27 protein-coding genes are annotated in these 25424 nt (G+C 70.7%); 6 read left to right on the top strand and 21 right to left on the bottom strand.

Annotated elements, in window-relative coordinates; all coding sequences use genetic code 11:
• Nucleotides 1–90: 90 nt before the first annotated feature.
• Nucleotides 91–465, top strand: coding sequence for an RNA polymerase-binding protein RbpA (locus KUM44_RS16080; RefSeq protein ID WP_003977404.1), 375 nt, complete (start codon nucleotides 91–93; stop codon nucleotides 463–465).
• A 137-nt stretch (nucleotides 466–602) separates the two neighbouring features.
• Here KUM44_RS16080 and fxsA read toward each other — a convergent pair whose 3' ends face one another.
• From fxsA to KUM44_RS16060, 4 genes are all read right to left on the bottom strand, one after another.
• Entirely contained in the window at nucleotides 603–1157 is a 555-nt protein-coding gene (fxsA, locus tag KUM44_RS16075; RefSeq protein ID WP_217208561.1) for an FxsA family membrane protein, read from the bottom strand.
• 70 nt (nucleotides 1158–1227) lie between these two features.
• Nucleotides 1228–2040, bottom strand: a complete 813-nt coding sequence (locus KUM44_RS16070; protein ID WP_217208560.1) for a polyprenol monophosphomannose synthase — start codon at nucleotides 2038–2040, stop codon at nucleotides 1228–1230.
• A gap of 556 nt (nucleotides 2041–2596) precedes the next feature.
• Complete coding sequence (locus KUM44_RS16065) at nucleotides 2597–4201, bottom strand: amidohydrolase (RefSeq protein WP_217208559.1); 1605 nt, start codon at nucleotides 4199–4201, stop codon at nucleotides 2597–2599.
• Nucleotides 4202–4374: 173 nt separating this feature from the next.
• Complete coding sequence (locus KUM44_RS16060) at nucleotides 4375–4815, bottom strand: Lrp/AsnC family transcriptional regulator (protein ID WP_016434164.1); 441 nt, start codon at nucleotides 4813–4815, stop codon at nucleotides 4375–4377.
• A 269-nt stretch (nucleotides 4816–5084) separates the two neighbouring features.
• On the opposite strand from KUM44_RS16060, the gene KUM44_RS16055 reads away from it, so the two are divergent.
• The gene (locus tag KUM44_RS16055; RefSeq protein WP_217208558.1) at nucleotides 5085–5519 is read left to right on the top strand and encodes a hypothetical protein; all 435 of its coding nucleotides are present in this window, start codon (nucleotides 5085–5087) and stop codon (nucleotides 5517–5519) included.
• A 40-nt stretch (nucleotides 5520–5559) separates the two neighbouring features.
• On the opposite strand, the gene KUM44_RS47570 is transcribed toward KUM44_RS16055, so the two are convergent.
• Together KUM44_RS47570 and KUM44_RS16050 are read right to left on the bottom strand one after the other, a co-directional pair.
• A complete protein-coding gene (locus KUM44_RS47570; protein WP_374202044.1) occupies nucleotides 5560–5739 on the bottom strand; it encodes a hypothetical protein in 180 nt (59 codons plus the stop codon).
• Nucleotides 5694–6176, bottom strand: coding sequence for a phosphotransferase (locus KUM44_RS16050; RefSeq protein ID WP_374202043.1), 483 nt, complete (start codon nucleotides 6174–6176; stop codon nucleotides 5694–5696). Before KUM44_RS16050 ends, KUM44_RS47570 begins: the two co-directional genes overlap by 46 nt.
• Before the next feature lie 206 nt (nucleotides 6177–6382).
• Here KUM44_RS16050 and KUM44_RS47565 point away from each other — a divergent pair, with 206 nt between their 5' ends.
• Nucleotides 6383–6631, top strand: a complete 249-nt coding sequence (locus tag KUM44_RS47565; RefSeq protein WP_254389586.1) for a hypothetical protein — start codon at nucleotides 6383–6385, stop codon at nucleotides 6629–6631.
• Here KUM44_RS47565 and KUM44_RS16045 read toward each other — a convergent pair.
• Complete coding sequence (locus KUM44_RS16045) at nucleotides 6594–7766, bottom strand: acyl-CoA dehydrogenase family protein (RefSeq protein WP_217208557.1); 1173 nt, start codon at nucleotides 7764–7766, stop codon at nucleotides 6594–6596. The two genes, KUM44_RS47565 and KUM44_RS16045, sit on opposite strands and share 38 nt — an antisense overlap.
• Nucleotides 7767–8101: 335 nt before the next feature.
• Here KUM44_RS16045 and KUM44_RS16040 point away from each other — a divergent pair, with 335 nt between their 5' ends.
• Complete coding sequence (locus KUM44_RS16040; protein ID WP_217208556.1) at nucleotides 8102–9340, top strand: glycoside hydrolase family 18 protein; 1239 nt, start codon at nucleotides 8102–8104, stop codon at nucleotides 9338–9340.
• A gap of 71 nt (nucleotides 9341–9411) precedes the next feature.
• On the opposite strand, the gene KUM44_RS16035 is transcribed toward KUM44_RS16040, so the two are convergent.
• The 5 genes from KUM44_RS16035 to KUM44_RS16015 form a co-directional block, all read right to left on the bottom strand.
• Nucleotides 9412–10071 (bottom strand): TetR/AcrR family transcriptional regulator, encoded by a 660-nt coding sequence (locus tag KUM44_RS16035; protein ID WP_217208555.1) that lies wholly within the window; start codon nucleotides 10069–10071, stop codon nucleotides 9412–9414.
• A 147-nt stretch (nucleotides 10072–10218) separates the two neighbouring features.
• Complete coding sequence (locus tag KUM44_RS16030; RefSeq protein ID WP_217208554.1) at nucleotides 10219–10359, bottom strand: SCO1431 family membrane protein; 141 nt, start codon at nucleotides 10357–10359, stop codon at nucleotides 10219–10221.
• Between the two features lie 64 nt (nucleotides 10360–10423).
• The gene (locus KUM44_RS16025) at nucleotides 10424–11788 is read right to left on the bottom strand and encodes a peptidase C39 family protein (protein WP_217208553.1); all 1365 of its coding nucleotides are present in this window, start codon (nucleotides 11786–11788) and stop codon (nucleotides 10424–10426) included.
• A 289-nt stretch (nucleotides 11789–12077) separates the two neighbouring features.
• Nucleotides 12078–13619: an amino acid permease gene (locus KUM44_RS16020; protein ID WP_217208552.1), complete on the bottom strand. Its 1542-nt coding sequence runs from the start codon at nucleotides 13617–13619 to the stop codon at nucleotides 12078–12080.
• 37 nt (nucleotides 13620–13656) lie between these two features.
• Nucleotides 13657–14610 (bottom strand): hypothetical protein, encoded by a 954-nt coding sequence (locus KUM44_RS16015; protein ID WP_217208551.1) that lies wholly within the window; start codon nucleotides 14608–14610, stop codon nucleotides 13657–13659.
• Nucleotides 14611–14876: 266 nt separating this feature from the next.
• Between KUM44_RS16015 and KUM44_RS16010 the strand changes: the two genes are divergently transcribed.
• Both KUM44_RS16010 and KUM44_RS16005 read left to right on the top strand, forming a co-directional pair.
• A complete protein-coding gene (locus KUM44_RS16010; protein ID WP_217208596.1) occupies nucleotides 14877–15497 on the top strand; it encodes a uridine kinase in 621 nt (206 codons plus the stop codon).
• A gap of 438 nt (nucleotides 15498–15935) precedes the next feature.
• Complete coding sequence (locus KUM44_RS16005; RefSeq protein ID WP_217208550.1) at nucleotides 15936–17801, top strand: AAA family ATPase; 1866 nt, start codon at nucleotides 15936–15938, stop codon at nucleotides 17799–17801.
• A gap of 145 nt (nucleotides 17802–17946) precedes the next feature.
• Here KUM44_RS16005 and KUM44_RS16000 read toward each other — a convergent pair whose 3' ends face one another.
• From KUM44_RS16000 to KUM44_RS15960, 9 genes are all read right to left on the bottom strand, one after another.
• Entirely contained in the window at nucleotides 17947–19035 is a 1089-nt protein-coding gene (locus KUM44_RS16000) for a hemolysin family protein (protein WP_217208549.1), read from the bottom strand.
• Nucleotides 19032–20357, bottom strand: a complete 1326-nt coding sequence (locus KUM44_RS15995; RefSeq protein ID WP_217208548.1) for a hemolysin family protein — start codon at nucleotides 20355–20357, stop codon at nucleotides 19032–19034. The genes KUM44_RS16000 and KUM44_RS15995 overlap by 4 nt, the downstream gene beginning before the upstream one ends.
• A gap of 222 nt (nucleotides 20358–20579) precedes the next feature.
• A complete protein-coding gene (locus KUM44_RS15990) occupies nucleotides 20580–21047 on the bottom strand; it encodes a PH domain-containing protein (RefSeq protein WP_217208547.1) in 468 nt (155 codons plus the stop codon).
• 19 nt (nucleotides 21048–21066) lie between these two features.
• Nucleotides 21067–21918: an ATP phosphoribosyltransferase gene (hisG, locus tag KUM44_RS15985; RefSeq protein ID WP_217208546.1), complete on the bottom strand. Its 852-nt coding sequence runs from the start codon at nucleotides 21916–21918 to the stop codon at nucleotides 21067–21069.
• Nucleotides 21919–21968: 50 nt separating this feature from the next.
• Complete coding sequence (locus tag KUM44_RS15980) at nucleotides 21969–22241, bottom strand: phosphoribosyl-ATP diphosphatase (RefSeq protein WP_031486114.1); 273 nt, start codon at nucleotides 22239–22241, stop codon at nucleotides 21969–21971.
• A gap of 34 nt (nucleotides 22242–22275) precedes the next feature.
• Complete coding sequence (ribH, locus tag KUM44_RS15975) at nucleotides 22276–22761, bottom strand: 6,7-dimethyl-8-ribityllumazine synthase (RefSeq protein WP_217208545.1); 486 nt, start codon at nucleotides 22759–22761, stop codon at nucleotides 22276–22278.
• A gap of 24 nt (nucleotides 22762–22785) precedes the next feature.
• The gene (gene ribA, locus KUM44_RS15970; RefSeq protein ID WP_217208544.1) at nucleotides 22786–24171 is read right to left on the bottom strand and encodes a GTP cyclohydrolase II; all 1386 of its coding nucleotides are present in this window, start codon (nucleotides 24169–24171) and stop codon (nucleotides 22786–22788) included.
• Nucleotides 24168–24809: a nicotinamide mononucleotide transporter family protein gene (locus KUM44_RS15965; protein ID WP_217208543.1), complete on the bottom strand. Its 642-nt coding sequence runs from the start codon at nucleotides 24807–24809 to the stop codon at nucleotides 24168–24170. The genes ribA and KUM44_RS15965 overlap by 4 nt, the downstream gene beginning before the upstream one ends.
• The gene (locus KUM44_RS15960) at nucleotides 24806–25423 is read right to left on the bottom strand and encodes a riboflavin synthase (protein WP_217208542.1); all 618 of its coding nucleotides are present in this window, start codon (nucleotides 25421–25423) and stop codon (nucleotides 24806–24808) included. The genes KUM44_RS15965 and KUM44_RS15960 overlap by 4 nt, the downstream gene beginning before the upstream one ends.
• Nucleotide 25424: the final 1 nt, after the last annotated feature.

The following is a 25424-nucleotide window of genomic DNA, read 5'->3' as shown; positions in this document are numbered from 1 at the left end:
ACGGGAATCTTTACCGCCGACCGGACGTTGACCGGATGACGACGACAGCGACACCTGTCCTGTGGGCGACAAGCCCGGGAGGCACGATTCATGAGTGAGCGAGCTCTTCGCGGCACGCGCCTCGTGGTGACCAGCTACGAGACGGACCGCGGCATCGACCTGGCCCCGCGCCAGGCCGTGGAGTACGCATGCGAGAAGGGGCACCGGTTCGAGATGCCCTTCTCGGTCGAGGCGGAGATCCCGCCGGAGTGGGAGTGCAAGGTCTGCGGGGCCCAGGCACTCCTCGTGGACGGCGACGGCCCTGAGGAGAAGAAGGCCAAGCCCGCGCGTACACATTGGGACATGCTGATGGAGCGGCGTACCCGCGAGGAACTCGAAGAGGTCCTCGAGGAACGACTCGCCGTTCTCCGCTCCGGGGCGATGAACATCGCAGTTCACCCCCGGGACAGCCGTAAGTCCGCTTAACCCCCGCGGGGCTTGGGCGGAACCACCAGGCAACGTGTAACCGCGGGCGTCGTACGGGAAGGTGACGTACGACGCCCGCGGTTTGGCGTGCCCAAAAAAAGAAGCCCGGCGCTCACTTGCGCCGGGCTCTTTGCATGTCAGCGCGTCAGCGGCGGCCTCGGCCCCTCCGGGGCGCTCCCCGGCTCGTCCCTGATGACCTCACCCTGGACGACCTTGCCGTCGGGGCGGTGCATACGGGCCTGCTGGAAGGCGTCACCCAACGAACCCGAGGTCGCCTCGCGCAGCTTCCGCTCGAACGTCCGCTCCGCACGACGGCTCAGCGCCTTCTGGACCGGCGGGATCAGCAGGAGCAGACCCAGCGCGTCCGAGATCAGGCCCGGCAGCATGATCAGCAGGCCGCCCAGCATCATCAGGCCGTTGCCACCACCGCTGGTCGGGGTGCCACCGCGCTGAAGCGCCTCGTTCAGGGCCTGGAAAGCGCGTCGGCCCGCCCGCTTGATCACCACCGAACCGAGCACGAGACCGGCGAGCAGCAGCAGGAACACCACGAGTCCGCTCGTCGCGTCCGCGACCACGGTGAGCAGCCAGATCTCCAGCACCAGCCAGGCGGCGACACCCAACGGCAGGAAGGTGCGCAGTCGGGAGCGGCGGGGCCGGGCGGGGTAGGTGGGGGTCGGTGCGCCAGTCGTCATGCGTCCAGTGTGCCTGGGCCCGGCTCAGAGCGGGATAAGAGGACGGGGACGAGCGGGACAGGAGGGGGGACTACGACGGCCGGGGCGGCGACGACGGCTTCGTACGGCTCATCAACTTGCCGACGCGCTCCCGCGCGCCCCATGACGTGACCCGCCACAGCGCCTCGACCAGGATGTCGCGGCTCATCTTCGAGTCACCGAGCTCCCGCTCGACGAAGGTGATCGGCACCTCGACGACATGGAAGCCGGCCTTGACCGCGCGGCGGGCGAGGTCGACCTGGAAGCAGTAGCCCTGGGAGGCGACGTCGTCGAGGCCGAGGCCCTCCAGGGTCTCGCGGCGGAAGGCGCGGTAGCCGCCGGTGATGTCGCGCAGCGGCAGGTCCAGGGCGAGCCGGGAGTAGAGGCTGCCGCCGCGGGAGATGAACTCGCGGGACTTGGGCCAGTTCACGACGCGGCCGCCGGGCACCCAGCGGGAGCCGAGGACGAGGTCGGCGCCCTTGAGGGCGGTCAGCAGACGGGGCAGTTCCTCGGGCTGGTGGGAGCCGTCGGCGTCCATCTCGATCAGGACGCCGTAGTCGTGCTCGATGCCCCAGCGGAAGCCCGCGAGATAGGCGGCGCCGAGGCCCTCCTTGCCCTTGCGGTGCAGGACCTGGACGTGGTCGTCCTCGACGGCCAGTTCGTCCGCGAGCTTGCCGGTGCCGTCGGGGCTGTTGTCGTCGGCGACGAGCACGTGCGCCTCGGGGACCGCCTTGCGGACCCGGCCGACGATGCTCTTGATGTTCTCCGCCTCGTTGTAGGTCGGAATGATCACCAACGCCGTGCCGAGCGGCCCGAACTGCCTCCCCCGGTGCTGTGCCCCGAGAGTCCCGTCGCCGTCGTTCACTGCTGCCCCTTCATGTCCGTACGCAGACGTCCACCATAGTGGTCGCGGCCTGCGCTGACGCGACCGCACGTTCGTATGGTGGTGTCGATTCCGCAAGAGCGGGGTAAGCATGCGTCTTCTGTGTGGGGACGCCGGCGCGCGTCTCCTGCGGATGGGGGCCCGGCGCCCTTCGGGCCGGCCTGGGACCCGCTGGCTGCGGGTCGACCGAAAGCCGTTGTCTACTGAGCTCCCGGGCCCCACCCGGGTCACACCTCCCCGACCGGCCGGAACGTTCCGTCGTCGCCGCGCTGGCACTGAGCCTGGCTCCCAGTGACGGTGCCCCGGTGCGGCACACCGTCCCTGACCCAGCGGCGTTGCGACGGGTTCCCGGAAGTTCCGCGGTTGCCCGGTCGGGCGTCCGGTGGTGGACCCGGCCGAACCTACCGGCCTCGGGCCGCCGCCTGTCAACAGCCGTTTTACCTGCGGGTATTCACCCAATTCGCTGGTCAGCGCGGAGGATACGCAGGTCGCGCCGAGGGGCGGCGCGCGATGATCGGGTTCGCGCCACCCCGGGAGATCACTCGCCCGGCCGTACGAAGACCGTTCGTCCGCCCACCACCGTGCGCAGGCAGGTGGGGAGGTCCCGGCCCGGGCTCAGGTCGGGCAGGCCGGGCGTGCCGGAGCGGGGGTCGGTGGACCAGCGCGCGACCCGGTCGTCGGGGGCCTGGACCACCAGTTCGTCGGTGCGCCACACGGCGTAGTCGGCGGGCGCGCCCGGCACCAGGACGCCCGCGTCGTCGCGCCCGATCGCCCGCCAGCCGCCACGCGTGTGCGCCGTGAACGCGGCGCGCACGGAGACCCGGTGCTCGGGCGTGTGATGGAAGGCCGCCGCGCGGACCGTGCCCCACGGATCGAGCGGTGTGACGGGGCTGTCGGAGCCGAAGGCGAGGGGTACGCCGACGCGCAGCAGGGCCGCGAAGGGGTTGAGGGAGCGGGCGCGTTCGGCACCCAGGCGCTGGACGTACATGCCGTCCTCGCCGCCCCACAGCGCGTCGAAGGCGGGCTGGACGGAGGCGGTCAGGCCCAGCTCGGCGAAGGCGGCGATGGTCTCGGGGGTGAGCATCTCGGCGTGCTCGACGCGATGGCGGGCGGCGCGCAGGCGGGCGAGGCCGACCTTCTCGGCGGCGGCCCGCACACCCTCGACGACAGCGGTGACGGCGGCGTCGCCGATCGCGTGGAAGCCCGCCTGGAGGCCCGCCTCGGTACAGGCGACGACATGGGCGGCGACGGCGGCGGCGTCCAGGTAGGCGGTGCCGGTGTGGCCCGCGTCGGTGTACGGCTGGTGCAGACAGGCGGTGTGCGAGCCGAGGGCGCCGTCGACGAAGAGATCACCGGCCGCGCCGGCCGCGCCCAGCTCCCGCGCCTTGCGCACGTCCTGCTCGGCCCAGTAGCCGACGACCCGCGGCCCGGCCTCCTCGCCGGCCAGCCGGAGCAAGCCGCTGAAGTCGTCCTCGGAGGAGATGTCCGGCCCAGCGCACTCATGGACGGTGCCGATCCCGAGGGACGCGGCGTGTGCGAGCGCGGCCCGCTGGGCCTCGCCGCGCTGGGCGGGCGTGATGGAGGCCAGCGCGGTGGCGCGTACGGCGTGATGGGCGTCGGCGACCAGCGGCCCGTCGACCGTGCCGGGGCCGCCCGGCGTCATGTCCAGCAGGGCCGTGGTGACGACCGCCGAGTGGACGTCGATCCGGGAGAGGTAGAGAGGACGGCCGCCGGCGGCCTCGTCGAGCTCGGCGCGCGTCGGGGGCCGCCCGCCGGGCCAGCGGGCGGCGTCCCAGCCGTGTCCGAGGAGCACGCGGTCGTCGGGCCGGGCGGCGGCGAACTCCCGCACGAGACCCAGAGCCGCCTCCAGAGAGGGGGCACCGGACAGATCGAGACCGGTCAGGGCGAGACCCGTGGCGGTGGTGTGCACATGAGCATCGGTGAACGCGGGCGTGACCAGCGCACCGTCCAGATCGACGACCTCGTCCACCCCGTCGGCGAAGGCATCGGCGGCCCCCTCGGACCCCACCCAGGCCACCTGCCCCCGCTCCACGACCATGGCGGTGGCGAATGGATCGGCGGGGCTGTGGACCTCTCCTCGACGGAGAAGGAGGGTCTTCGGCTCGGGGCTGCGCTCAGTCATGGGGACCAGTTTCCCGCCTCACCCCGCGCACTCAGAACACGGGGCGCCCTCAATGCAGCCAAGGTGCGCCGGGCCGTGTCGACATGCGGCTCCGCCGTGTGGGCACGACCGGCCACGAATCACCCGCAGCCGACGAACGACGGACAGCCCAACGGCGATTGGTCCCCCGTAGGTCAAACCCGCGGCGGCCGCGCCTCGTACGGCGTGGACAACACCACCGTCGTCCGCGTGGACACCCCCGCCAACGACCGAAGCCGAGCCAACAGCTCCTCCAGCTCGTGCGGCGTGGCCACCCGAACCTTGAGGATGTAGTTCTCGTCGCCCGCCACGCTGTGACAGGCCTCGATCTCGGGCACTCCGGCCAGCCGGTCCGCGATGTCGTCCGGCGCGCTGGGATCGAACGGTTTCACCGAGATGAACGCGGTCATGGGCAGCCCCACGGCCTCGGGGTCCACGACCGCGGCATAGCCCCGGATGACGCCACGCTGCTCCAGCCGCCGCACCCGCTGGTGCACGGCAGACGTGGACAGACCCGTGGCCTTGCCCAGATCGGTGTAGCTCATCCGCCCGTCCTTGACGAGCAGCTGCACGATTTGTCGGTCCAGCTCCTCCATGGCGCAAGAACCTACAGTGCGGTTGATCTCCTCGGATACCTGAGCAGCCCAGGTCATACCCGGTTCGTAATGTCCACGGGAAGCGGTTGCGGGCCGACCGGTGGGACAAACCGGCCGCCGCGGGCACCTGCGGGCGGCATGTGACGAAGGCCACAGGCCCTGAACAGTCTCCGTGATGCTCCCGTGATTAACGCCGAGAGCAGGCGGGAAGTGCTTGCTGTGGTCGAGGCCGCAGTGCCGTCACGGCCCAGCCCGAGGGGGAGAACCCAATGCAGAGTCTTAAGCGTCCTGGTCGAACCGCACCCAAGCGCCTCCAGGCAGTCGTCGAGCCCGAGCCGGAGGGCGTCGAACCCGACGCCTTCGACGAGGAACTCGACGCGTACGACACCTTCGAGATGTTCCGGGTGATCTGCCCGGACTGCGCGCAGCCCATCGCCCTGCTGGCCGACGAGGAGGTCCTGCCGGAGCACGCGCTGTGCGCCTCGCCGTGGAACCCGTTCGGCCTGACGGTCTGCGCCGGTACGGGCCGCAGGGCCGCCGAGGCCCGCTCCGCGGACGAGTCACCGGAGCCCCAGGAGCAGGACACCGCCCTCCTGTTGACGCTCCCGCAGGGACTGAACTGGCGGACCCAGCCCTTCTCGCACGTCGGCGGCCCGGGCTCGCGCCCCATCAGGGTCCCGGTCATGCGCCGGCAGGCCGCCTGAGCGCACGCCGCTCAGCGCGACGGCGCCGGCGTCGCATCGCTCAATCCCAGTAGCTGCCCTGCACCATGGCTCTCAGGCTGCCGTGGTGCAGGATCAGTGTGTCCGGGTCCGCATGTCGGGCCGCCGGGACGGCGACTTCGCCGAAGTGGGCCTGGCGGCAGGCGATCCCGAGCATCACGATGGCGTGCCGCAGGGCCGCGTACAGCGTGTGGACGTCCATGTCGTGGGGCGTGTGGCCGGTGAGGTCGGCATCAGCGGGCCTCGATGCGGTCGTGGCAGGAAGTCCGGCGGTCCGCGCTGCCCGAAGGTGACCGTCAGGTCCTGGAAGAAGCGGTGCAGACAGACCGTCCACCCGAGGTCGACCTCGGGCGAGGCGAGGGCCGCCATCTCCCGGTCGAGGACGGCGGTGGGTTCGAACCCGTCGCAGACGATGTTCCCGATGCGGGCGTCGCCCCGGTTGAGCACTGGTATGCCCGGGGCTCGCGGCCAGAGCTCCTCCAGGCGGGCGAACGCGTCCTTGATCAGTGGCGAGCGGGCTCGTCCGTCAACCACCCATTCGTAGTACGCGCGTTGGGCCGTGACGTGTCGTCGCAGCGCGCCGCCCTCACCCGGAAGGGGGAGGAACTCGACCTGCTCCAGGGGAACTTGGTCGCGCAACGGGCCAGCACTCCGATCGTGGCCGCCTCCAGGTGATCGCGCTCCTCAGGCGGTCGTCGTCGGTCTCGGCATACCTCCCTGGAGGCAGCTCGGCTGACGGTACGTCAGGCATCGGCAGGTGGCCAGAGCGGGAGCCGGACGGCCGTGAACTCACGCCCGATTCCGGCGGGCGGTGACTTGTCCCCCCACCTCCGCGTTGCCCTGGTATGCCCCCCACCTATTCAGCGACCGGGCCTCAGCGCCGCATCTTCGTGCCGCGGCCCGCGGGAGCGCTGGCGCCGGCGCCTCCGCAGCAACCGGATCCGCCCATCTACCGCGAGCTGATGCGTACCTGGGCCGACCGTGGCCGGACCCTGCCCGGGCGCCACGACCCGGAGTGGATCCGGCTCGCGGCGCCGACGGTCAAGCACGGTCAGTTCAGCGTCCCTCGGGACCTGCTAGGTGACGGGCGATGACCATCCGCTGAATCTGGTTGGTGCCCTCGACGATCTGGAGGACCTTGGCCTCGCGCATATAGCGCTCGGCCGGGAAGTCCGCGGTATAGCCGTACCCGCCGAGGATCTGGACGGCGTCGGTGGTGGCCTTCATCGCCGTGTCGGTGCAGTGCAGCTTGGCCATCGCCGCCTGCTTGGCGAACGGGCGGCCCGCGTCGCGCAGTCGCGCCGCCGTGAGGTACAGCGCGCGGCCCGCCTCGATCTGGGTCGCCATGTCGGCGAGCATGAAGCGCAGGCCCTGGAAGTCGGCGATCGGCTTGCCGAACTGCCGGCGCTCGGTCGCGTACGCCACCGCCTCGTCCAGCGCCGCCTGGGCGACGCCGATGGCACAGGCCGCGATGCCGAGCCGGCCGGAGTCGAGCGCGGACAGGGCGATGGCGAAGCCCTGGCCCACGTCGCCGATGCGCCGGTCGTCGCCGACCCGGACGCCGTCGAAGTGGACCTGGGCGGTGGGTGATCCCTTCATGCCCATCTTCTTCTCGGGCGCCGCCGCGCTCACCCCCTCGGCGTCGCCGGGCACCAGGAACGCGGTGATCCCGCGCGGGCCCTCCTCGCCGGTGCGCGCCATGACCGTGTAGAAGTCGGCGATGCCGCCGTGGGTGATCCAGGCCTTGGTGCCGGTGATCACCCAGTCGTCGCCGTCGCGCACCGCCTTGGTGCGCAGCGAGGCCGCGTCCGAACCCGACGCGGGCTCGGAGAGGCAGTACGCACCGAGCAGCCCGCCGCCGAGCATCGCGGGCAGGTGCTCGACCTGCTGCTGCTTGGTGCCGTAGGCGGCGAGGGAGTAGCAGGCCAGGGAGTGCACGCTGACGCCGAGGCCGACGGTGAGGCGGACCGCGGCGAGCTCTTCGAGGACCTGGAGGTAGACCTCGTACGGCTGGTCGCCGCCGCCGTACTCGGAGTCGTACGGCAGGCCGAGCAGTCCCGATTCCGAGAGCAGGGCGAAGACCTCGCGCGGGAAGCGGCCGGAGTCCTCCTCCTCGGCCGCCTTCGGGGCGATCTCACGCTGCGCGATGTCGCGGACGAGCGAGATCAGATCCCGGGCCTCATCCGTGGGCAGTTGACGGTCCACGGACTGCGGGGCGCGGTCGGGCATGGCGACGATCCTCCCTGTCGGGCACATCGGCGGTCATCCGCCTTGGGTGGGGCGGCTCCGCCGGGTCTCTCCGGTGCCGGGCCGATGCTCGCATTTCCGGGTCTCGGAAGCTGCTGACCAGCGGCTGTGCGCTGTGAGTATGCCCGATCGGAGGCATCGCGTCACCGGTTAACGACCGCTCACTGAAAGAAGTATCCAGCACGTTATCCGCAGCACCGAAATTGGTCCGAACCATTGACGCAGTGGTCTAGTCCTCCTACGGTGACGGATCAACGCATCAGCGCGTCCATGCCAATCGGAGCATGCTCCCCTCTCCCCCCACGAGGAGACACCCGATGCACCTCTCGCACCGCCCGCGCGCCCGGCTCATGGCGCTCGCCTCCGCCGCGTGCGCGGCCGTCCTCGGCGCCGGACTGCTCGCCGGCGCGGGCACCGCCACCGCTGAACCCGCCGCCAAGCCGAAGCTCGCCGCCGGCTCCAAGGTCGTCGGCTACTTCACCGAATGGGGCACCTACGACCGCAAGTACTACGTCAAGAACATCGAGACGTCCGGCTCCGCGGCCAAGCTCACCCACATCAACTACGCCTTCGGCAATGTCACCGCCGGCAAGTGCGCGATCGGCGACTCCTACGCGGCAACCGAACGCACCTACACCGCCGCCGAGTCCGTGGACGGCGTCGCCGACACCTGGGACCAGCCGCTGCGCGGCACGTTCAACCAGCTGCGTGAACTGAAGAAGAAGCACCCGGGCCTGAAGGTGCTGTGGTCCTTCGGCGGCTGGACCTGGTCGAACGGCTTCGGCGAGGCCGCGCGCAACCCGGCCGCCTTCGCCCAGTCCTGCTACGACCTGGTCGAGAACTCCAAGTGGGCCGACGTCTTCGACGGCATCGACATCGACTGGGAGTACCCGAACGCCTGCGGCGCCACCTGCGACACCAGCGGCCGCGAGGCCTTCAAGAACCTGATGGCGGCGGTGCGCGCCAAGTTCGGCTCCGGCAACCTCGTCACCGCGGCGATCACGGCCGACGCCACGAGCGGCGGCAAGATCGACGCGGCGAACTACGCGGGCGCGGCCCAGTACGTCGACTGGTACAACCCGATGACGTACGACTTCTTCGGCGCCTGGGACGCGACCGGCCCCACGGCTCCGCATTCGGCACTGAACTCCTACTCCGGCATCCCGAAGGCGGACTTCCACACCTCGGCGACCATCGCCAAGCTCAAGGGCCTCGGCATCCCGTCCGACAAGCTGCTGCTCGGCATCGGCTTCTACGGCCGCGGCTGGACCGGCGTCACCCAGTCTGCCCCGGGCGGCACGGCGACCGGGGCCGCCCCCGGCACCTACGAGGCGGGCATCGAGGACTACAAGGTGCTCAAGACCAAGTGCCCGGCGACCGGGACCGTGGGCGGCACGGCGTACGCCAAGTGCGGGAGCCAGTGGTGGAGTTACGACACCCCCGCGACCATCGCGGCGAAGATGACGTACAAGAACCAGCAGGGGCTCGGCGGGACCTTCTTCTGGGAGCTGAGCGGGGACACGTCGGGCGGTGAACTGATCAAGTCCATCAAGTAGCGGGTCCCCACGGGGGGACGCAGGGGCGGAGGGCCACGAGCCTCCGCCCCTGTGTCCTGTCGCTCGCCGGGTCAGCTCGCCCGGCGCGCGGGCTCCGGGGCCGGGTAGGCGGGGTCCATCTCCTCGATGGCACGCATGGCGCCGCCCAGCGTCTTCACCAGCAGCTCGCGCATGGTGTCGCGGGACAGTTCGGGGCGCTCCGTCCAGTCCAGGGTGGCGCCCTCCACGCTGCACACCCAGGCCAGCAGGCCCATGCGGGCGAGCGGGGCGATGTCGGTGCGGCCGTACGCCCCCTCGGCGATGGTCGCCACGATGGCCTCGCGCACGCCGTCCCGGATGGCGTGCACCTCGGTGTCGAAGCCGACGCCGCCGCTGACGATGGTGCGGTAGGCGGCCTGGTTGTGCTCGGCGTAGCGGAGGTAGCTGTCGATGGTGCGGTGCACACGGTCGACCGGCTGGAGTTCGAGGCCGCTCGCGGCGAAGGTCACCAGGTCGGCGACGGAGTCCTGGATGATCGCCAGGTAGTAACCGCGCTTGGACTGGAAGTAGTAGTAGATCAGCCCCTTGGCGACATGGGCCTGGCGGGCGATGTCGTCCATGGAGAGCGCGTCGTACGACGTGTCGGCGAACAGCTTCCGCCCGATGCCGATGAGTTCGGCACGGCGCGCCATCGAGCGCTCGGTGCCGCGCGCCCGGGGCCGGGTCGCGTCACGCTGTTGACTAATATTCAATTTAGACCCTGTTGCTCAACGGGCGGCGGGACATCCGCAGTATGGCAGACCTGCACCAGCTGCTCGTTCGAGTCTGATCGAGTTTGATGAGCCTGCTCGACAACAGGGTCGGGATATGTCCGATCAAAGGGACCGGTGTGTGTCAGGTCACAGCAGGCCGAGCTGCGTGATCAGCATCGCGACGACCACGACGAGGGTCCAGCCCATGACGTGCTCGAGGATCTTCGGGCCGTCTTCCTCGGGGCCGCCGGTACGGACGCGCGCGGCGGTGGCGGAGTGCGTGGTCATAGGCCCACCCTGCCACCGCGGACGGCCTGTGCGGCGGAGACCTTGCTCACAGCACGCCCGGCGTTCACACCACGCCCACCGCCGCGAGCGCCGTGCGCTGGCGCGGGGTCGGACGCGCCGGGAAGTAGAGGTAGCAGACGCCGCCGGTGCCGGAGGCGACCTTGCCCTCGGCGTTGTACCGCTTGGTCCGCAGCCAGATGTTCTCCCACTCGCGCCGCTTGTAGACGCGCCGCACCGCCTCGTTGCTCGGCGAGTTGGGGTCGTTGGCGATCACGTCGCCGTCGGCGGTGAAGCCGATGACGGTCATGAGATGCCCGGCGGTGCCGTACCCCGCCCCGGTCAGCTCCCCCTTCAGAAAGGACTGGGACGTTATGGCCGGGATACCGGCCGCGATCAGCGTCTCCAGGTCGGTGAGCGAGCGAAGGCGGGTGACGACGCCCTGGAGGTCCTTGAAGGTGGCCGCGTAGGCGGCGTTGAACGGCCAGTTCCCGCAGCCGTCGTACTGGTGGTCGAAGGTGAACCGGGCCGCGTGACAGACCTGCGGATCGGCGAACGCCGGGTCGACCCAGGCCAGCTGCTCCGGGGTGAGCCGGCCGCCCCAGTACTCGACGACCATCTGCGAGGAGGTGGGACTGCACCAGGCCTCGCCTCCGTTGTCGTACTCCGGGTACTGGCCGATGTGGATCTCCTGCGAGTAGCGCGGGACGGTCAGCTCCCGGTCGAGACCGGGGGTGGAGGCGGGGACGGTGAAGCGGTCGGGGACGTCGGAGCCCATCACGCCGGCCCGCCACACGGTGGGGGTGAGTTCCGTGCCGGGCCTGCGGTGCAGGGTCAGCCGCAGCCGGTACGAGGCGACGCGCAGTCCGGCGGCCGGGTCGTCGACGGCGAGGGTGTCCGTCCACACGGTGCTCTTGCCGTCGCTCTGGTCGTCGACCGAGGTCCGCCTGATGTCCTGGTCGCCGGCGGCCCAGCGGCCCAGCACGTACCAGGGGGTGGCGGTGCCGTCCGAGTAGGTCCCCTGGAGTTCGATCTGGATCCAGGTGCCGGCGGGGGTGTGCGCGTTCCAGGAGGCGATCACCTCGGTCGCGGGGACGGTGAGCCGGTGGACGGGGGACGTCCAGGTCGCGTAGTCCCAGGGGGCGCTCTCGCCGGTGTGCGGGTCCGTGTAGTCGCGGGTGCCCGCCGCCGTGGCGATGACGAGGCCGGGGCGACTGCCGGCGACGGCCCGGGTGCCCTGGGCGGTACCGCCGCGCCAGTCGGTGTACGTGGTCCAGGCGCGGTTGTCGACGGTGCGGACCGGGGCCTGTACGGGGGCCTCGGCCTCGGCGCTGATGTCGAGGGCGACCGCCGCGCCCGCGCTTGCGGTGGCGGTTGCGGCGACCGCTGCTGCCAGAACGATTCTGCGGGACGGCTGCTCGGCTCTGCTCATGGGCGGAAGACCCCCAGGTGTCCGGGTCGGGCGGGTCCAGTGCACGGCTGTCCGCCCACTATGGCCGCAGGGGCGGGCGTCTGCCAGCACGTCGGCCCGGGCGCGCCTACGCATACCGGTGTTGACCACTGGCACGACCTGAGGAGAGGCCGAATGGCCCAATCGCCTTACGGACGGGGTGGGTGAGCGGACGCAGGAGCGGGCGAGGCTCCCGGCGTCCGCGCCGCGCGGGCTTCGGACGCCGGGAGGGGTGACGAGTCGTCAGACGAGAGCCGCCGTCGGACGAGTGTCAGACGAGGTCCATCGCCGCGACCTCGTCGGGGCGGCCGTAGCTGACCGGGCCGTGGAAGCGGCGGCGGGCGCTGGTGAACCACCACACGGTGGCCACGGCCAGGACGACGGCCAGGGCGACCGGCGCGTAGTTGAAGGTGTCGGCGGTGACCGGTGAGGCGTGCGGCAGCATGAACAGGACGCTGCTGAGCAGGATCCAGGTCACCGCGGCGACCCCGACCGGGCGCCCCCAGCGCCCCAGGTGCCAGGGCCCCGGCTGGAACTCGTCGCCCAGGCGCAGCCGGAGCAGGATGGGGACGGCGTACGCGAGGAAGAGTCCCACCACGTTGACGCTGACGATGGCGGTGAACGCAGTGTGCGACCACCAGCCGGGCACCACGAGCGCCAGCGAGCAGGCGACCGCCAGCCACACCGCCTTCACTGGGGTGCGGGTGCGTGGCGAGACCGAATGCCACCAGCGGGAGCCGGGCATCGCGCCGTCCCGGGCGAAGGCGAAGATCTGCCGGGTGTTGCTGGTGAGATTGGCGAGACCGCAGAAGAGCATGGCGCCGATCACGATCAGCAGCAGCACCTTCGCGGTGCCCGCGCCGAGTCCGTCGATCAGGATCTGCACGGGCGGCGCGTCGGCGCTCGCCACCCGGTCGTAGTCACGAATGCTGTAGACCAATGCGAGCATCAGCAGCAGTCCCGCTATCGCCGAGTAGGCGATGGCCCGGGTGATCCCGCGCGGCGCATTGACCGTCGCCCGGACCGTTTCCTCGGACATGTGGAAGCTGCCGTCGAAGCCGGTGAAGGTCCAGCTGGTGACCAGCAGACCGAGCATCCCGCCATAAAGGCCGCTGGTGAAACCGGTGTTGTTCGCGAAATGCGTGACGAACGAAGCCGACTGATGATGATCGGGCATGACCATCAGGGCAGTCACGATGATCACGAGTCCGATCAGCAGCCACCACACGGAGATCCGGTTCAGTACGGCCACCAGCTGCACGGTATAGGTGTTGGCGAGCCCCTGGAGCACGATGATCAGCGCCGTGATCAGCACCGTTCGGTGCCCGGTCGGCTCGTACGAGGGCCATTGCAGGGCGATGAACGCCTGGATGAAGGTGGCGGCGGCGTACCCGGTGGCGGCCGTGCCGCCCACCTGGCCCACGAAGTTCAGCCAGCCCGTGTACCAGGACCAGGCGCCCTTGTGCCGCTTGGCGAGCTTTCCCGCGGAGAAATAGAGCGCGCCGCTCGTCGGATAGGCGGAGGCGACCTCTGCCATCGATGCTCCCACGAAGAGCACCATGACGGAGACGCCGATCCACCCGAACACGAGAATACTGGGGCCGCCCGCGTTCAGACCGAATCCGAAACCCGAGAAGATGCCCGAGATGATGTTGATGATGGTGAAGGAGATGGCGAAATTGTCGAATGCCTGGAAGCGGCGGGTGAGTTTCCTCGGATAACCCATCGCATGGAGCGTGGCGTCATCGTCGAGCGCGATCGGATCGGCTCCCCCGCGTGCTCCGGCACGCGGGACCGATATCCGTTCTGACACGGGTCGGGCCTTTCTCTCGGTGGGGGGTTGCGGCCCGTCAGGCGCTCGGCACCGGCAGCCCGCAGGCGCGGCGCGCCCGGGACAGCTGCGCGGCCGGGTCACCGAAGACGGACCAGGGCATGCGCGAGGCGTACGGCCCCATCGCCGTGAAGACGGCGCGTGCCTCCTCCTCGCACCGGGCCATGACCAGGGCATGCGCGAGGTAGGCCAGGTCGAGGACCGGAGTGAAGGGGTAGCCGGCCACCGCGGGCAGCCAGTTCTGGTGGATCGACAGCGAGGTCGAGCGCCACTGCGGCTGCTCCCAGACCCGGTCGGCGAGCAGCCTGGTCGGGTCGTAGCACTCCACCAGGGCGACCAGCGGCAGCAGGCGCAGCGGCGAGTCGGCGGGCGCCCGCTGGCCCAGGAAGGCGGCGACGTCCCAGGCGGCTGTCACGGAGCCGCCGTACCGGGTGAAGAAGCAGGCCAGAAAGCGGTGGTGGGCCTCGCGGTGCCAGGGGTCGAGCGAGAGGATGTGGGCGAACAGCCGCCAGGGGCCGGGCGGTGCCGTGAGCAGTCCGCGCGGCGCCCGGTCGCGCAGCCGGTGCAGCCGGGCCATCGCCAGCTTGGCCACCAAGGGGGTGGGATCGCCGGGGGTCGCCGCTGCGGCCCGGTCGCAGGCGGCCAGCGCTATGCGCTCCAGGGCCTCGGTCCGCGGGTCGCGTGCGTCGGCCGCGCGCAGCGCCCGCAGCACGGCCACCCGCGCCCACATCAGCGCCGCCTCCGGGCCGGGCGCCTCATGCAGCCAGCGCTCGACGAGGTCGGAGTCGGCGGCCTCCGAGGCGAGCACAAGAGAGCGATGGGCGCGCAGGGCGAAGTCACCGCGGGTTTCGGCCAGGGCGTCGAGGGAGCTCAGATAGCGGCCGGCCCGGACATCGACGCATACGCTCCCGAGCACGCGGTCGTCGGCCGCCGGATGCCACACATACTGCCCCTCGAATAACCCCGCGGCCATCTGTCCCAGCCCATCCCCGTTACGGCACCTCACAGTTGCACTCCTGGCACCCTACTCAGCGTGCGGCTCAACCGGAACGTGGATTTCACCGGGGTGGCCGGAGTTTTTCGGCGGGATTGCGGACAGCCGTCGACTAGTTCAAAGTGACACCTTTTCTCATCTCGTTCCCGCACTCCATCCCGCCCCGTCTCCACAACCGCTTTCACCCACTACTAGAATGTTCCAAAGAAATATGCCCACCACCCCGTCTCACTTCGGGAAAAACGATTCACAACCTCGCCACCCGGCTCCGCCGCCTCCCTCCGTCCTGCGGTCCGGTCCGCCTGATCGCCGTCGACGGACACGCCGGCTCGGGAAAGTCCACGTTCGCCGGGCAGTTGGCCCGGGCGCTGGGCGACGCCCCGGTGCTGCATCTCGACGACATCGCGAGCCATGACGAGCTGTTCGGGTGGACCGGGCGCCTGCTGGCCCAGGTGATCGAACCGCTCACTCGGGGAGAGGCCGCCCACTACACCCCCTACGACTGGCGGACCCGCCGGTTCGGACCGCCTGTCGCCGTGCCGCCCTCCCCGGTCATCGTCGTCGAGGGAGTGGGCGCCGGCCGTCGCGCGCTGCGCCCGCACCTCGCCCAGCTGCTGTGGATGGATCTGCCGCACGAGGAGTCCTGGACCCGGGGACGCTCGCGGGACGGGGCGGAGCAGCGGGAGTTCTGGGACGGGTGGGTCAGGGCGGAGCTGAGGCACTTCGCGGAGGACCCGTCCCGGCCCTTCGCCGACCTTCTGGTTCAGCAGAGCGGGAAGGGGTATGAGGTGATTCCTGGGCCCGCTGGGACTATTGGACCAGACCAGCCGCTCACACACGGTGACGACCCATCCGCAATGTGCTGAACTTGTGAAGAGCCCTCTCGGGCAAGTTCGCGGAGTGCCTCAACTCTGCTTGACCCGGGGGCCGTACAGGACTTACGTTCTCAATGTGCGGTGAATCGAAGCCGCCCATTGACGCGAAGCCCCCGGTTGTTCCCCCGTGATCGGGGGCTTCGTTCTGCTCTGACTCCTCTTTTCGGGCGCCGAGAGGCGTGATTCGCTCACCCTCGGTCACCGAGCGCGCTCCGCCCGATCCGCTCCCACCTCACCAAACGGCCGGTGCGGCACCCTGGGGCGGGCGACACCCTCGCAGGTACGATGCCCTCGGTGCGACGTACGGACGGCTGCTCTGCGCACCGTTGCAACTCCGGTCCGCGGCACGGCGGTTCGATCGATCCGATCAAGGCGGCCGACGGACGAGCGGTCGGTCAACCGACGGGGGCACGGTTTGTGGGGGACGTGATGGACTTCGGCACGCAGGGCCCCGAGGCCCCGGCCGACCTCGCCTGGTTGCGAGGTGTGGATGCCTACACGATGGGGGCGTATCCGCAGGCGGAGGAGGAGTTCCGCACCGCGGTACGGATCGATCCCGGGATGGCCGACGGCTGGCTCGGTCTGCACGCGCTGCGCGTCGACACGACGACCGCGCTGCTGCGGATGTTCCGGCACCGGGAGCGCTTCGGGGAGCAGCGCGCCCGGCATCGGCGGACCATCAACTCCTGGTACTGGCTGGGCTGGTGGGTGCAGCCGGTGCTGGAGAGCCCGCGGGATCTGCTCCTCGCCCACGCCTCGCACTGGCTGGACGGACGGCATGTGCCGGAGCTGGACCGGGCGCTGGCCGGGCTTCCGCCCGTCGACACCGACCACCAGGTCCGCTTTCTGCACGCCTGCCGCGCCTATCTGGTCAAGGACTGGGAGCAGCTCGTACGGCACACCGACCCGCTGCTCGAGGACACGATGCTCGGCATCGAGGCGGGCCTGTTCGGTGGCATGGCACGGGTCCGCCTGGAGATGTACGGCCAGGCCGAGCCGCTGCTCGCGGCCGCGCTGATGCGGTGCCGCAGCGAGCAGCCGCAGCGCAAGGAGCTGCGGTACTGGCTGGCGCGGGCGCACGAGGGCACGGGCCGGTCCGCCGCCGCGCTCCCCCTCTACCGCGCGGTGCACCGCGTCGACCCCGCCTTCATGGACACCTCGGCCCGGCTCGCGGCCATCGCCGAAGGCGACGGCTACGACGACACCACCGACCTCGCGGCGATCACGCTGACCGGGTTCGGCGGGGACGTGGGTGACGGGCCCGACGGGCTCGACCCGCTCTTCGGAACCGAGGGGCGGGACCTGAAGCTGTCCGACCCCGACCTGCCGCCGACCGGGCCGCTGCCGTCGGTGGTGGATCCGACGGTGCGCGAGAAGACCGCGGTGTCGTCGCAGCCGCTGCCCGCCGGGCCGACCGACCCCCAGTTACTCGAGGAGGCGCTCGCCGAGCTCGAGCGCATGGTGGGGCTGGAGCCCGTCAAGCGGCAGGTCAAGGCGTTGTCCGCCCAGTTGAACATGGCCCGGCTGCGGGCCGGGCAGGGACTGCCGGTGCAGCCGCCCAAACGGCACTTTGTCTTCTCCGGCCCGTCGGGCACCGGCAAGACCACGGTCGCGCGCATCCTGGGCCGTGTCTTCTACGCCCTCGGGCTCCTCGGCGGCGACCATCTCGTGGAGGCCCAGCGGGCGGACCTCGTCGGCGAGTATCTGGGCCAGACGGCCGTCAAGGCCAACGAGCTCATCGACTCCGCGCTCGGTGGTGTCCTCTTCGTCGACGAGGCCTACTCCCTCTCCAACACCGGCTACGGCAAGGGCGACGCGTACGGCGACGAGGCCCTCCAGGTGCTGCTGAAGCGGGCCGAGGACAACCGGGACCACCTGGTCGTGATCCTCGCCGGCTACCCCGAGGGCATGGACCGTCTGCTGGCCGCCAATCCCGGGCTCTCCTCGCGCTTCACGACCCGCGTCGACTTCCCCTCGTACCGCCCCCTCGAACTGACCTCCATCGGCGAGGTGCTCGCCTCCGAGAACGGGGACGTCTGGGACGAGGAGGCGCTGGACGAGCTGCGGTCCATCGCGGGGCACGTGGTCGACCAGGGGTGGATCGACGAGCTGGGCAACGGGCGGTTCCTGCGGACGCTGTACGAGAAGAGCTGTGCGTACCGGGATCTGCGGTTGTCGACCTACCCCGGGGCGCTGACTCGGGACGACTTGTCGACACTTCGGCTGCCGGATCTGATGCAGGCCTATGGGGAAGTGCTGTCGGGGCGGGGGCCGCAGGATCCGTCGGCCATGTGAGGTTCCCGCCCCCGCCGCCCCTACCCTTCCCATCCTTGAGGGGGCTCCGCCCCTTCGGCCCCGCCAGGGGGCGCCGCCCCCTGGACCCCCGCTCCTCAAACGCCGGAGGGGCCGAAAGAACCGGACGCCGGAGGGGCTGAAGATGTCAGCCCGTCAGTGCTCCCTCCGGCTCCCCCGTGCTCAGGCGCGGCCCCGTCACCCGTACCTCCGGCAGTTCCCGGTGGGCCGGGTCCCGTACCTCGCCGACCAGGAGTTCCAGTACGTCTTCCAGGGCGACGAGGCCGAGGACCCGGCCGGAGGCGTCGGCCACCTGGGCGAGGTGGGTGGCGGCGCGGCGCATGACGGTGAGGGCGTCGTCCAGGGGGAGCTCGGAGCGCAGGGTCGTCATCGGGCGCCATACGTGCTGCGGCACCGCGCGTTCGGACTCCTCCAGGTCCAGTACGTCCTTCACGTGCAGGTAGCCCATGAAGGCGCCGGTCTCCGCCGCCACCGGGAAGCGGGAGTAGCCGGTGCGGGCGGTGAGCGCGACGATCTGGCCGGGGGTGACCGACGGGCTGACCGTGACCAGGGACTCGCGCTTCAGCAGGACGTCCGTCACCGGGCGGGAGCCCAGTTCCAGGGCGTCCCCCAAACGTTCCTGCTCCTCGGGGTCGAGCAGCCCGGCCTGGCCGGAGTCCTCGACGAGGCGGTTGAGCTGCTCGCTGGTGAAGACGGCCTCGACCTCGTCCTTCGGTTCGACGCGGAAGAGCCGCAGGATGGCGTGCGCGACGGCGCCGAGAGCGACGGTGATCGGGCGGCAGAAGCGGGCGAAGTAGACCAGGCCGGGGCTGAGCCACAGCGCGACCTTCTCCGGCGCCGCCATCGCCATGTTCTTCGGCAGCATCTCGCCGATGACCAGGTGGGCGAAGACCACCGCGGCGAGCGCGATGACATAGGTGAGCGGGTGGATCATCCCCTCCGGCAGGTGGACCCACTCGAACAACGGCTCCAGCAGATGCGCCACCGTGGGCTCCGCCACCGCGCCCAGCGTCAGCGAGCACACCGTGATGCCGAACTGCGCCGCCGCCATCATCTGCGGCAGCCGCTCCAGGCCGTACAGCACCTGGCGCGCTCGGGCCGTGTCCAGCGGCTCGATCTGGCTGCGGCGGACCGAGACCAGGGCGAACTCGGCGCCGACGAAGAACCCGTTGGCCAGGACCAGCAGCGCCGCGAAGAGAAGTTGGAGCACGCTCATCGGGCGACCTCCACCACGGCCCCGGTCCGGACCAGCCGGACGCGTTCGGCGCGGTAGTGACCGACCCGGCGCACCGACAGCCGCCAGCCGGGCAGTTCCGCCTTGTCGCCGACGGCCGGGATACGGCCGAGCAGATCGGCGACCAGCCCGGCGACGGTCTCGTACGGCCCCTCGGGCACGTCGAGTCCTATGCGCTGGAGGATGTCGACCCGGCAGCTGCCGTCGGCGTCCCAGGCGGGCCGGCCGTCCTCCGGCGGGGCGGCGGCGAGTTCGGGCAGGTCCTGCCCGTCGTGCTCGTCGCGGACCTCGCCGACGATCTCCTCGACGATGTCCTCCAGGGTGACGACCCCGGCCGTGCCGCCGTACTCGTCGACGACGACCGCGATGGGCTGCTCGCTGCGCAGCTGCGCGAGGAGTGGCTGGACCGGCAGGGTCTCGGGGACCAGCAGGGCCGGGCGGGCGATACGGACGACGGGGGTGCGCAGCCGTTCACTCGAACGGATCGCCAGGGCGTCCTTCAGATGAACCATGCCGACGACCTCGTCGATCTTCTCGCGGTAGACCGGGAAGCGGGACAGACCGGTGGCGCGGGTCAGGTTCACCACGTCCTCGGCGGTCGCCGACGACTGGAGCGCGCTGACCTTCACGCGCGGGGTCATCACGTGCTGCGCGGTCAGCTCGGCGAGCGACAGGGTCCGTACGAAGAGATCCGCGGTGTCCTGCTCCAGGGCGCCGGCCTGGGCGGAGTGGCGGGCCAGGGAGACGAGCTCGCCGGGGGTGCGGGCGGAGGCCAGCTCCTCGGTCGGCTCGATGCCCAGGGCGCGCACGAGACGGTTGGCGACGGAGTTGAGCCCGGCGATCACCGGGCGGAACAGGCGCGCGAACACGTGCTGCGGGCCGGCGACGAAGCGCGCGACCTGCATCGGCCGGGACACCGCCCAGTTCTTGGGCACGAGCTCACCGATCACCATCTGCACGGCCGAGGCCAGCAGCATGCCGACGACCACGGCCACCCCGGGCACCGCGCCCTCGGGGATGCCGATCGCGGTGAAGGGGCGGCCCAGCAGCTCCGCGAGCGCCGGTTCGGCGAGCATGCCGACGACGAGGGAGGTGATGGTGATGCCGAGCTGGGTGCCGGAGAGCTGGAAGGACAGTTCCTTCAGTGACTCGACGACCCGGCGGGCCCGTCGGTCGCCCTCGGCGGCGGCCTTCTCGGCGTCCGTCGCCTCGACCGTGACCAGGCCGAACTCGGCGGCCACGAAGAAGCCGTTGGCGAGAATCAGGAGGAACGCGGCTGCCAGAAGCAGCAAGGGGATGCTCATGATGCCGCCGCCCCGGTATGTCGGGAGGGGGCGGCGCAGGTACTACAGGACGATCCGTCCATCGCTGGAGGGAATCACTCCTCGGGTAGCAGGGGGCCTTTGAGGCCGGCTGGGACATCAAAGGCGGAGGCGTCGGAAAACGCCTCCGCCAACAGATTAATCAAGACATGGCGATTTACGTCAGGGTGAACGTGCCCCCGTGAGCCCCGATGGCCCCCTGAGTCAGCCCTGATGCTCCTCCGGATCCCTGATGGCACGGGCCTCGGCGAGCGCCCGCAGAGCGCGCGCGTCGGCGATGGCCCGCTGCTTGGCGATGCCGGGCTGGATGCCGAGCGCGGGCAGACTGGTGCCGTCGCTGAGGTTCAGGAACACCCAGGGGTCGCCCGGACGGAGGTTCACCTGGACGATCTCGGCCCACTCCAGCCGGCGCTTGGTGGCGATGTTCACCACGGTGACGCCGGACTCGTCGGCGACGACCTTCACCCGCGCCAGCATGGCCAGCACGCCGAACATCAGCGCGCCGGTGAAGACGAAGCTGAGGCGCTCGCCGGGGCCGAGCTTCTCCAGCAGCAGCGCGACCGCCGTGATGACGACGAAGATCGCGATGCCGGCGGTGAGCAGGACGGCCCGGGTGCGGCCCGGCCGGAACGTCACGGGCAGGGTGGGCAGTTCGGAGGATTCGGAGGACATCGGTGTACGGCCCCTCGGGTCAGAGGCGGCAGGCGTGGATGGCCGTGGTCAGGATGGCCCGCGCGCCGATGTCGTACAGGTCGTCCATGATGCGCTGGGCTTCCTTGGCCGGAACCATGGCCCGGACGGCGACCCAGCCCTCGTTGTGCAGCGGCGAGACGGTCGGCGACTCCAGGCCCGGGGTGAGGGCCACGGCCTTCTCCAGCTGCTCGACGCGGCAGTCGTAGTCCATCATCACGTACGTCCGCGCGACCAGGACGCCCTGGAGGCGGCGCAGGAACTGCTGGACCTTGGGCTCCTCGCCGTCCGCGCCGGTGCGGCGGATGACGACGGCCTCGGACTTCATGATCGGGTCGCCGACGACCTCCAGGCCGGCGTTGCGCAGCGAGGTGCCCGTCTCGACGACGTCCGCGATGACCTGGGCGACACCGAGCTGGATGGCGGTCTCGACGGCGCCGTCGAGGTGGACGACGGAGGCGTCGATGCCGTGGTCGGCGAGGTGCTTGGCGACGATGCCCTCGTAGGAGGTGGCGACCGTCTTGCCGTTCAGGTCCGCCAGGTCGTCGCCGACGGTGCCCGGCTTGGTGGCGAAGCGGAAGGTGGAGCGGGCGAAGCCGAGGGCCAGGATCTCCTCGGCGTTGGCGCCGGAGTCGATCAGCAGGTCACGGCCGGTGAGACCGATGTCGAGCTGCCCGGAGGCGACGTAGATGGCGATGTCGCGGGGGCGGAGGTAGAAGAACTCGACGTCGTTCCCGGGGTCGACGATCCGCAGTTCCTTGGACTCGCGGCGCTGGAGGTAGCCGGCCTCATGCAGCATCTCCGCCGCAGGGCCGGACAGGGAACCCTTGTTGGGGACGGCGATGCGCAGCATGAGGTCGGCTTCCTTCGTTCGCTCTTACGGGTGTGCTGGGTTGCTGGTGCTCAGAGGTGGGCGTAGACGTCGTCGAGGGAGATCCCGCGCGCGACCATCATCACCTGGACGTGGTAGAGCAGCTGCGAGATCTCCTCGGCGGCGGCTTCCTTGCCCTCGTACTCGGCGGCCATCCAGACCTCGGCGGCCTCCTCGACGACCTTCTTGCCGATGGCATGGACGCCCTTGCCGACCAGCTCAGCGGTGCGGGAAGTGGCGGGGTCGCCGTTCGCGGCCTTGTGCTGGAGCTCGGTGAAGAGCTCCTCGAAAGTCTTCTTGGACATGGTGGCGCCCACTCTACGCGTTTGACCGGACGACCTAACGCCACGGTTCAGATACTGAGCGGAGCGTCGCCGCCGTCGCCACGGCCGCCGTCACCGCCTCGTGTCCCTTGTCCTCGGTGGAGCCCTCGATGCCGGCCCGGTCCAGGGCCTGCTCCTCGGTGTCGCAGGTCAGCACGCCGAAGCCGACGGGGACCCCGGTCTCGACCGACACCTGGGTCAGGCCCTGGCTCACGCCCTGGCACACGTACTCGAAGTGCGGGGTGCCGCCGCGGATGACCACGCCGAGCGCCACGATGGCGTCGTAGCCGCGGCCCGCGAGAACCTTGGCGACCACCGGGAGTTCCCAGCTGCCGGGGACCCTGAGCAGGGTCGGCTCGTCGATCCCCAGGTCGTGCAGGGCGCGCAGCGCGCCGTCCACCAGACCGTCCATCACCTTCTCGTGCCACTGCGCCGCGATGACCGCGACCCGCAGGTCGCCCACATTGCGTACGGACAGCTCCGGTGCGCCCTTGCCGCTCACGTTCCTGAGTCTCCTCGTGTGCTCTTACTGGTTGGTGCAGGTGGACAGGGAGGCCGGGGCGGCCCCGGGGGCCGGGTCCAGCCAGGGCAGGTCGTGCCCCATCCGGTCGCGCTTGGTGCGCAGGTACGTCAGGTTGTGCTCGCCCGCCTGTACGGGCATCGGCTCCCGCTCGGCGACCTTCAGGCCGTGGCCGGTGAGCGCGTCGGTCTTGTCGGGGTTGTTGGTCAGCAGGCGCACGCTGTGCACGCCGAGGTCGACCAGGATCCGCGCGCCGGCGCCGTAGTCGCGGGCGTCGGCGGGCAGGCCGAGTTCGAGGTTGGCGTCGAGGGTGTCGCGGCCGCGCTCCTGGAGTTCGTAGGCGCGCAGCTTGGACATCAGGCCGATACCCCGGCCCTCGTGTCCGCGCAGATAGACGACGACTCCGCGGCCCTCGTCCTGGATGCGTTCCAGCGCGGCCTCCAGCTGGGGGCCGCAGTCGCAGCGCAGGGAGTGGAAGACATCGCCCGTCAGGCACTCGGAGTGGACGCGGACGACAACGTCCTCGCCGTCGCCGATCTCGCCGTGGACGAGGGCGACATGCTCGACGCCGTCGACGGTGGAGCGGTAGCCGTATGCCGTGAAGGCGCCGTGGGCGGTGGGCAGGTGGACCTCGGCCTCGCGCAGGACGGCCGGCCGGCCCGGCAGCCGCTGCTCGCCGAGGACGGGTCGCCGCTCGGCCGGGGTCTGCTCCTGCTCGGCCCGCTCCGCACGCTCGGTGTCGCGGCGGTAGGCGATCAGGTCCTCGATGGAGATGATCGTCAGGCCGTGCTTGCGGGCGAACGGGATCAGCTCGGGCAGCCGCAGCATCTCGCCGTCCTCGCCGGCGATCTCGACGATGGCGCCGGCCGGGCGCAGCCCCGCGAGGCGGGCGAGGTCGACGGCGGCCTCGGTGTGGCCGTTGCGGACGAGGACGCCGCCGGGCCGGGCGCGCAGCGGGAAGATGTGGCCGGGGCGGACGAGATCCGACGGCTCCGCCTTGCCGCTCGCGAGGAGCTGGAGCGTGGTCGCCCGGTCGGAGGCGGAGATGCCGGTGGTCACACCGTGCGCGGCGGAGGCGTCGACGGAGACGGTGAACGCGGTCTTCATCGACTCGGTGTTGTCCGCGACCATCTGCGGCAGTTCGAGCCGCTCCAGCTCCTCGGGCTCCATGGGCGCGCAGATCAGGCCGCGGCACTCGCTCATCATGAAGGCGACGATCTCGGGGGTCGCGTGCTCGGCGGCGATGACGAGGTCGCCCTCGTTCTCCCGGTCCTCGTCGTCGACGACCACGATCGGGCGGCCGGCCGCGATGTCGGCGATGGCCTGCTCGATCGGGTCGAGGGTGAGGTCCTCGACGCCCTCGGTGCGGTACAGGATCGGTGCCGTGGTCATGCCGGCGCTCCTTCCAGGACGGGCCGCGTGTCCCTGCGGGAGCGCAGCCACCAGTCGCGCATGCCCCACAGGACGAGTGCGCCGTAGATGACGTAGACGAAGCCGGAGAAGGCGTAGCCGTTGGCGAAGTTGAGGGGGACGCCGACCAGGTCGACGAGGAGCCAGGCGAACCAGAACTCGACCATGCCGCGCGCCTGGGCGTACATGGCGACGATGGTGCCGACGAAGATGTAGGCGTCGGGCCAGGGGTCCCAGGACAGGGTGGGGTACGCCTTGAAGAGCAGCGCCACCGCGACGGTGCCGGCGGCGGCCGCTGCGGCCATCGCGCCGCGCTCGCGCCAGGTGGCGAACCGGACGCTGATGTGGCCGTCCTCGCCCTGTCCCTTGCCGCGCTGCCACTGCCACCAGCCGTAGAGGGCGACGAGCATGACGACCGCCTGCTTGCCCGCGCTGCCGGTGAGGTGGCCGAAGAAGGCGCCGAAGAGGATCAGGCCGGCCAGGAACTGCACGGGCCAGGTCCATATGGAGCGTCGCCAGCCGAGGGCGAGGGCGGCGAGGCCGAAGAGGTTGCCGACCATGTCCGACCAGAGGATGTGCTGGCCGAACAGGGTGAAGGCCTCGGAGTTCAGCGAGTTCACCGGGCACTCGCCCCTTCGGAGTTGAGCCGGTCGCCCAGCATCCGCTCGACGTACTTGGCGATGACGTCGACCTCGAGGTTGACCGGGTCGCCGGGCTGCTTCCGGCCGAGCGTGGTCAGGTCGAGGGTGGTCGGGATGAGGCTGACGGTGAAGTAGTCGGGGCCGGCGTCGACGACGGTGAGGCTGATGCCGTCGACGGTGATGGAGCCCTTCTCGACGACGTACCGGGAGAGGTCCGCGGGCAGCGAGATCTTGACGATCTCCCAGTGCTCGGAGGGCTTGCGCTCCAGTACCTCGCCGGTGCCGTCGACGTGCCCCTGCACGATGTGCCCGCCGAGGCGCGCGCCCACGGCGGTGGGGCGCTCCAGGTTGACGCGGGAGCCGACCGTGAGGATGCCCAGGCTGGAGCGGTTCAGGGTCTCGGCCATGACGTCGGCGGTGAACTCGTCGCCCTCGTGGTCGACGACCGTGAGGCAGACGCCGTTGACCGCGATGGAGTCGCCGTGCTGTGCGCCTTCGGTGACGACGGGGCCGCGCAGTCGGAAGCGACAGGCGTCGTCGAGGGTCTCGACAGCCGTGACGTGGCCCAGCTCTTCGACGATTCCGGTGAACACT

Source organism: Streptomyces sp. AC550_RSS872 (assembly GCF_019049285.1).
Classification (GTDB): Bacteria; Actinomycetota; Actinomycetes; order Streptomycetales; family Streptomycetaceae; genus Streptomyces.
This window is presented reverse-complemented; position numbering and strand designations above follow the sequence as displayed.

What these genes read in the sequence shown, in the direction of transcription:
- KUM44_RS16030 (WP_217208554.1), bottom strand. Translation starts at nt 10,359, where the DNA reads ATGACCACGCACTCCGCCACCGCCGCGCGCGTCCGTACCGGCGGCCCC.
- fxsA (WP_217208561.1), bottom strand. Translation starts at nt 1,157, where the DNA reads ATGACGACTGGCGCACCGACCCCCACCTACCCCGCCCGGCCCCGCCGC.
- KUM44_RS16040 (WP_217208556.1), top strand. Translation starts at nt 8,102, where the DNA reads ATGCACCTCTCGCACCGCCCGCGCGCCCGGCTCATGGCGCTCGCCTCC.
- KUM44_RS15995 (WP_217208548.1), bottom strand. Translation starts at nt 20,357, where the DNA reads ATGAGCATCCCCTTGCTGCTTCTGGCAGCCGCGTTCCTCCTGATTCTC.
- KUM44_RS16080 (WP_003977404.1), top strand. Translation starts at nt 91, where the DNA reads ATGAGTGAGCGAGCTCTTCGCGGCACGCGCCTCGTGGTGACCAGCTAC.
- KUM44_RS47565 (WP_254389586.1), top strand. Translation starts at nt 6,383, where the DNA reads ATGCCCCCCACCTATTCAGCGACCGGGCCTCAGCGCCGCATCTTCGTG.
- KUM44_RS16055 (WP_217208558.1), top strand. Translation starts at nt 5,085, where the DNA reads ATGCAGAGTCTTAAGCGTCCTGGTCGAACCGCACCCAAGCGCCTCCAG.
- KUM44_RS16005 (WP_217208550.1), top strand. Translation starts at nt 15,936, where the DNA reads ATGGACTTCGGCACGCAGGGCCCCGAGGCCCCGGCCGACCTCGCCTGG.
- ribA (WP_217208544.1), bottom strand. Translation starts at nt 24,171, where the DNA reads ATGACCACGGCACCGATCCTGTACCGCACCGAGGGCGTCGAGGACCTC.
- KUM44_RS16065 (WP_217208559.1), bottom strand. Translation starts at nt 4,201, where the DNA reads ATGACTGAGCGCAGCCCCGAGCCGAAGACCCTCCTTCTCCGTCGAGGA.
- KUM44_RS47570 (WP_374202044.1), bottom strand. Translation starts at nt 5,739, where the DNA reads ATGGACGTCCACACGCTGTACGCGGCCCTGCGGCACGCCATCGTGATG.
- KUM44_RS16025 (WP_217208553.1), bottom strand. Translation starts at nt 11,788, where the DNA reads ATGAGCAGAGCCGAGCAGCCGTCCCGCAGAATCGTTCTGGCAGCAGCG.
- KUM44_RS16015 (WP_217208551.1), bottom strand. Translation starts at nt 14,610, where the DNA reads ATGGCCGCGGGGTTATTCGAGGGGCAGTATGTGTGGCATCCGGCGGCC.
- KUM44_RS15980 (WP_031486114.1), bottom strand. Translation starts at nt 22,241, where the DNA reads ATGTCCAAGAAGACTTTCGAGGAGCTCTTCACCGAGCTCCAGCACAAG.
- hisG (WP_217208546.1), bottom strand. Translation starts at nt 21,918, where the DNA reads ATGCTGCGCATCGCCGTCCCCAACAAGGGTTCCCTGTCCGGCCCTGCG.
- KUM44_RS16000 (WP_217208549.1), bottom strand. Translation starts at nt 19,035, where the DNA reads ATGAGCGTGCTCCAACTTCTCTTCGCGGCGCTGCTGGTCCTGGCCAAC.
- KUM44_RS16045 (WP_217208557.1), bottom strand. Translation starts at nt 7,766, where the DNA reads ATGCCCGACCGCGCCCCGCAGTCCGTGGACCGTCAACTGCCCACGGAT.
- KUM44_RS15990 (WP_217208547.1), bottom strand. Translation starts at nt 21,047, where the DNA reads ATGTCCTCCGAATCCTCCGAACTGCCCACCCTGCCCGTGACGTTCCGG.
- KUM44_RS16060 (WP_016434164.1), bottom strand. Translation starts at nt 4,815, where the DNA reads ATGGAGGAGCTGGACCGACAAATCGTGCAGCTGCTCGTCAAGGACGGG.